The sequence below is a fragment of the Candidatus Aminicenantes bacterium genome, from assembly GCA_026393855.1.
Lineage (GTDB): Bacteria > Acidobacteriota > Aminicenantia > Aminicenantales > UBA4085 > UBA4085.
This window is the reverse complement of sequence record JAPKZJ010000118.1, coordinates 1-5,375: the sequence shown is the minus strand read 5'-3', so window position 1 is coordinate 5,375 and position 5,375 is coordinate 1. Positions and strand designations below refer to the sequence as shown.

Below are 5,375 nucleotides of genomic sequence, written 5' to 3'. Positions count from 1 at the left end.
CAGGCCAAGACGCCGGAGTATGTCTTCTGGCCGATGAAGAAATATCCTCTTCTTTCGTACAATGGACGGATCAACGGCATCGGCGCCGCCGGCGGCGGCCGTTATTATTTTACGACATCCGCGAGCATGGTCTACGCCGTGGCGTACGCGCCTCTGGAGGCTCTCTGGCGGTCCGAGCCTAGAGCCAAAGATCCCAACTTCTCCATGACGGCGCCGGCCTCCGTCATCGCTTGGCAATTCCCGACAAAAGCCCCGATATCTTTCGCCCCCGCCGTCGCGGGAGCCCTGGTCATCGCCGTCGACGATGCTGGTGAGGTCTATGCCCTGAACGAAAAGGGCCAGCCGGCTTGGACGGCCGCGACGGGGGAGCCGGCCGACGGCGCGCCCGTCGCGCTGGGGGAGCGGGTTCTCATCCATCGCCAGGCGGGGCACTTCTCCGTTTTCGATGGGCAGAGCGGGAAGAGCGAGGGGACGCTCCCGGCGGGAGGGGAGCTTGTCGGCTCCTGGTGCGCCGCCGAGGGCCGGCTTTTCGTGGTGACCCGTGGCGGTGCAATCGCCGTTCTGGGTCCGGACGGCAAGGAAGTCGAACGGATTAAAAGCGAGGTTCCCTATCGGGGACCGCTGGCGGTTGCGGACGACACCCTCCTTATCGGGAAAGAGGGCGGAGTCATCGAGTCCTTCAACCGGAAAACGAAAAAGCCGCGTTGGAGCCGGCGCCTGGGTATCCCGTTCCGAGCGGTCGCCTTTATGGGGGATAAGCGGGTCTGTGCGCTCGGAACCAACGATGTGATCTTCTGCCTTGTCCGCCGATCGGGCGACCTGAAGTGGTGGCGCGGAGGCGAAATCCTCGAAACACCCATGCCCGTCTTCTGGCAGGGCCGGATCTTGGGCTCGTTCGGCACCTCCGAGATGTTCGGACTGGTCGATCGATCGGGGGAATCGCGCTTCCGCTTCGATGTCGGCATGAAAATCGCCGGCGATTTCCATTGTTGGGATGGGAACCTGGTTGTCCACATGTACGACGCGAAGGCCGATCGGGGCTTCCTGCAGCTCATGGGTCCCGAAGCCAAGGCCAAGTAATCGGATCATCTCCCATCTCCGAGAGAAGCGGCCAGGGGTATCGGCCCGGCGGCTTCGGCCTCTTCTCGCCTTTTCCCACAGTTCTCTTCGGCGCCTCGGAACTCGCACATTCGTTAAAAACTGACTTGCATGTCCTCCCACTCTATCTCTTTTTGTTTGTTCTTTCACAGCTCAAACAGTCCTCGGCGGCCGTTGGCTTCCCTCAGAGAACTATGGAAAAAGGCGCCGGCCTCGCAATTTCGCCGTTGGCCGATACCCCGTTCCGCTTCCATTTCCCGGAGATGGGAGAGGACCCAACAATTGTGCTTATTGCCCGGATCAAGATAAAATGGCGGCACCCGGCCATGGCCATGAAGAAAGTTCCCCTGATCGATGTTGCCGGCGTGCCGGCGCTTGTTCGGGGATACGCCTTCGTCCTGGCCGGAAACGGGGCGGCGGGGCTTCTTTCCTTCCTGATTTTTGTCTTGCTCTCGCGGGATATGAGCCTGGAAGGATTCGGGAGCTTCGCCCTCTTCTTTACGGTCATGACGCTCGTATGGCAGATCCCCGCCTTCATCGACTCGTCTTATGTGCGCTACGCCCGCACGGCGCCGCCTGCTGGAGCTCGCGCTTATCTCCGCGTCGACCTGGCCGACAAGATCAAAGCGGTGGCCTGGATCGGGGGCCTATCCCCGGCCGCCGCTTTCGCCCTCTCGCGTTGGGCGTTTCCCGGTAAAACAACCTTTGGCCTGCTCGTTCTGGCCGTGGCCGGAGGCGCCTGCCTGACCTTCCTGGCCTCCGTGATCGCCGACCTGCAGGCCCGAGAGGCTTTCGCGGGGTATGCCCTCGGGACCGTCTCCTTCTATGCCGTCGCGCTGGCCGTCCTGTTCGTGATGGCGAGGCGGGCGGGTCCGCTCGACCCCGCCGCGGCCGGGATGGTCCTGGCGGCGGCCGCAGTACTCGCGGGTGGCGTAGCGCTGGTCTGGCTGGCCCGGCGCGCCCGGCCGATCTTCCCGCTCGACCCCGAGGCCGCGGGACGCATGCGATCGCTGGGGAAATGGATCCTGGCCACGAGCCTCCTCTATGTCGTCCTGCAGCGGATCGACATGCTGGTCGTGGGCCACGTCTTCCCGGCCGCGGATGTGGGCGTTTATTCGGCGGCCTCGCGGCTTTTGAGCGCCCTGACGGTCTTCCTGAGCGCGGCCTCGGCCCTTTACCTCCCCAAAGCCGCCTTGGCCGTCGTTTCGCGCCGGGCCTTGCAGTCCTATGGGCGGCAGGCTGCGGCGCTGACGGCCTTTCTCCTGGTCGTCCTGGCCGGGCTCGTCGTCGTCGCCCCCTTCCTGGTGGCCGTCTTCTTCGGACCGGCTTTCGCGGGATCGGCAGCCGCGACCAGGGCTCTTTTCCTGGGGCATGTTCCCTTGGTTTTGGCGCTCCCTTTATCCTACCTTCTTTACGGGCTGGAGGACTCGTTCTCCAACTTTCTGGCCATGGCCTTCTGCCTGGCGGCCAACATCGCCGCGAACGCGCTGCTGACTCCCAAGCTGGGAATTGTCGGCCCCGGCTGGGCTTTCGGCGTCGGCTATGCAGTCTACCTGGCGGCCGTCGTCGCGGCGCTGTTCCTGCGCAAGACCAACCGGGTGCGCCTGGCGGGATTAGTATGAGTACAAATATTTTGCTTATCGCCCAATTCCGGGGAGGGCAGTTCGGAGTATCGGCCCGGCGGCTTCGGCCTCTTCTCGCCTTTTCCCACAGCTCTCTTCGGCGCCTCGGAACTGCGCATTCCAGATCGCCCGGTCTTGGAGATCACCCACTCCATTTCGTTTCCGATAGATGGTCGCGTGCTCAAACAGCCCTCGGCGGCCGCTGGCTTCCCTCAGAGAACTATGGAAAAAGGCGCCGGCCTCGCTATTTCGCCGTTGGCCGATTCTCCGAACTGCCTGATATCCCCGGAATTGGGCGAAGATCCCGATATTTTTTCCGTTGGCCGAACATCAAGACGCTTGGTCAGCGTGGAGATGGGGAAAGAACATTCTGAAGGGCAAGTGCGAAGTGCAGAATAAAGTTTGGATTGGGATGAATTTGTCGCCAATTAGTTGGCCGGAGAGGACCGGGATCTCGAGCTATGTCTACCAGCTTGTGCGGGCTTATGCCTCCGATCCGGCCAAGGCTGAGGCGATGGCCGGATTCGTTTACAGCCGGCGGAAAGCGGCCCAAAGCACGGTGGAGGATCTGGCCGGGTTTCCCATAAGGTCCCTGCGACTGCCCGAGAAGGCGACTTTCAGGCTGCTCCGCTTGCCGCATCTCAACCGCTGGGGTATGGCCGGACTCCGGGTTTATCACGAGACGTCACTCTATCCGCGGCCGGTGCCTCCAGCTTGCAAGATGATCTACACGCTCTACGACGTCCTGCCGCTCATACATCCAGACTGGTACTCGCCGTTCTCAGTGCGTGAATATAAATCCGCCTTAAACCGGGCCTCCCGCACGGCCGGCCGGATCATCGTGCAGTCGCGGGCGGCCCTGCGGGATGTCCTTCAGGCGGCCCCCCGGCTGGAAAAGAAGCTTATATTCATCCCCAACGGTGTCGACAGACGGGAGTTCCGGCCCGATATCCCCGCCGAGACCGTCAAGGGAGCCCTGGCCGGGCTGGGGCTTAAGCCGCCTTACATCCTTTTCACGGGGGCGATCCAGCCCCGCAAAAACGTGGACGGCCTCATTCGGGCTTTCCTGCACCTCATCGGCGACATCCCGCACACGCTCGTCTTGGCCGGGCCCGTCGGCTGGAAGGGCAGGGAGATCCTGGCCGCGATCGAGGATGATTCCGCGCGGGGGCGCATCCGCCACCTCGGCTTCGTCCCGGCCCAGTGGCTCCCCGCCTTGTATCAGGCGGCCGACCTGTATGTCTTTCCTTCGCGGGGGGAGGGATTCGGACTGACGGTTCTGGAGGCCATGGCCAGCGGAGTTCCGGTCGTGACCTCGTCGGTCTCGGCCATGCCGGAAGTGGCCGGCCAAGCCGCTCTCCTCGTCCACCCGGACGACGGCGAGGCCCTGGCCGCGGCCATGCGACGCACGCTCGAGGACCGGGATCTGCGGCGGACGATGATCGAAGCAGGCCTGCGCCGGGCGGGCGAATTCCCCTGGTCCCGGACGGCGGACCTGACCTGGAAGCTATACGAGGAAGCGAAGGAGCCGGCCTGATGTTCGAAACCCTCATCGCTCTGCTCGTCACCCGAAGCGCGCTCGAGATTTTCACAACCGTCCGGCTCGGCCCGCTGAATTTCAACATCCCCGCGCTGACCGGCCTGGCGCTGCTGGCCATGGCGGCCTGGGTCCTTCTCCGGCGGGGCAAGACGGCCTGGCATCCGCTGCTTACGGGCTGGATGGTCTGGCTTCTCGTCCTTCTACCCTTCGTCTTCTTAAGCTGGCGGGGGTTCGGGAGCGAGGGCCTTCTGGCCGTCCGCGAGTGGGTCCGGCTGCTGTCGATCCCCGCGGTCTTCCTGCTGGCTTACAACCTGCGGCCCCGGGTCGGTCGCCGGGGCGGGCCGGCGCTCCTTTTCCTGGCGCTTCCCATCCCCCTCCTGGCCGCCGTCTACCAGGCGGTCTTCCGCAAGGGCTGGGTCATCGGGACGGAATTCCGGCTGATGGGGACGCTCTCCCATCCGAACTCGCTCGGCATCTTCCTGATATTTTTCATCGCCCTGACGTACGAGCGGTCGCGACGCTCGAACCATCCCCTGTGGACGGTTCTTATCGCGGTGGAATTGGTCTTCCTGGTGGGCACGCTGAACATCGGCGGGTATTTCATGCTGGGGGTCCTGCTCCTCTGGATCTTCCTGCGCGAGGAGAAAAGCGGCCGAGGTCTTATCGTCGGGCTGGCGGCGCTTTTTGCTCTGATCCTGCTCATCAACCGCCAGGCGCCGGCCAAGATGAAGACGGTCCAATCTTTCGCGCCGGCCGAGGTGACAGCGGCTGTGGTGGAGTACAAGTACGGCACCTCGGTCGGCTGGCGGTTCGCCAACTGGTCCAACCTGATCGACCTCTGGAAGCAGAAGAAGTGGCTGGGGTACGGCCTGCACACGACCTCGATCATCAACCCGTGGAGGACGAATCAGAAAATCGGGTTTGCTCCCCACAATGACTTTATCCGGTATCTCGTCGAGACGGGGATTATCGGGCTGGCCGCCTTCGCCGGCTTCATCCTGTTCTCATTTCTGATCATCCTGAAGGCGGCCTTGAAGGCGCGCCCGGCCCGCGGGGCGCCCATGCTCTGGGTGCTGGCCGGGGTGTTCCTGGCTTGGCAGGGAGGCAGCCTGGGC

At 63.6% G+C, this 5,375-nt stretch carries 4 protein-coding genes; all 4 read left to right on the top strand.

Annotation, left to right across the window (positions count from 1 at the left end; translation table 11 throughout):
- The coding region (locus NTZ26_14750; protein MCX6561759.1) for a PQQ-binding-like beta-propeller repeat protein at positions 1–1,080 on the top strand (1,080 nt) is incomplete at its 5' end.
- Between the two features lie 302 nt (positions 1,081–1,382).
- The gene (locus NTZ26_14745; protein MCX6561758.1) at positions 1,383–2,720 is read left to right on the top strand and encodes an oligosaccharide flippase family protein; all 1,338 of its coding nucleotides are present in this window, start codon (positions 1,383–1,385) and stop codon (positions 2,718–2,720) included.
- Positions 2,721–3,132: 412 nt separating this feature from the next.
- Complete coding sequence (locus tag NTZ26_14740) at positions 3,133–4,257, top strand: glycosyltransferase family 1 protein (GenBank protein MCX6561757.1); 1,125 nt, start codon at positions 3,133–3,135, stop codon at positions 4,255–4,257.
- On the top strand, positions 4,257–5,375 hold a 1,119-nt coding region (locus tag NTZ26_14735; GenBank protein MCX6561756.1), incomplete at its 3' end, for an O-antigen ligase family protein. The genes NTZ26_14740 and NTZ26_14735, both read left to right, overlap by 1 nt.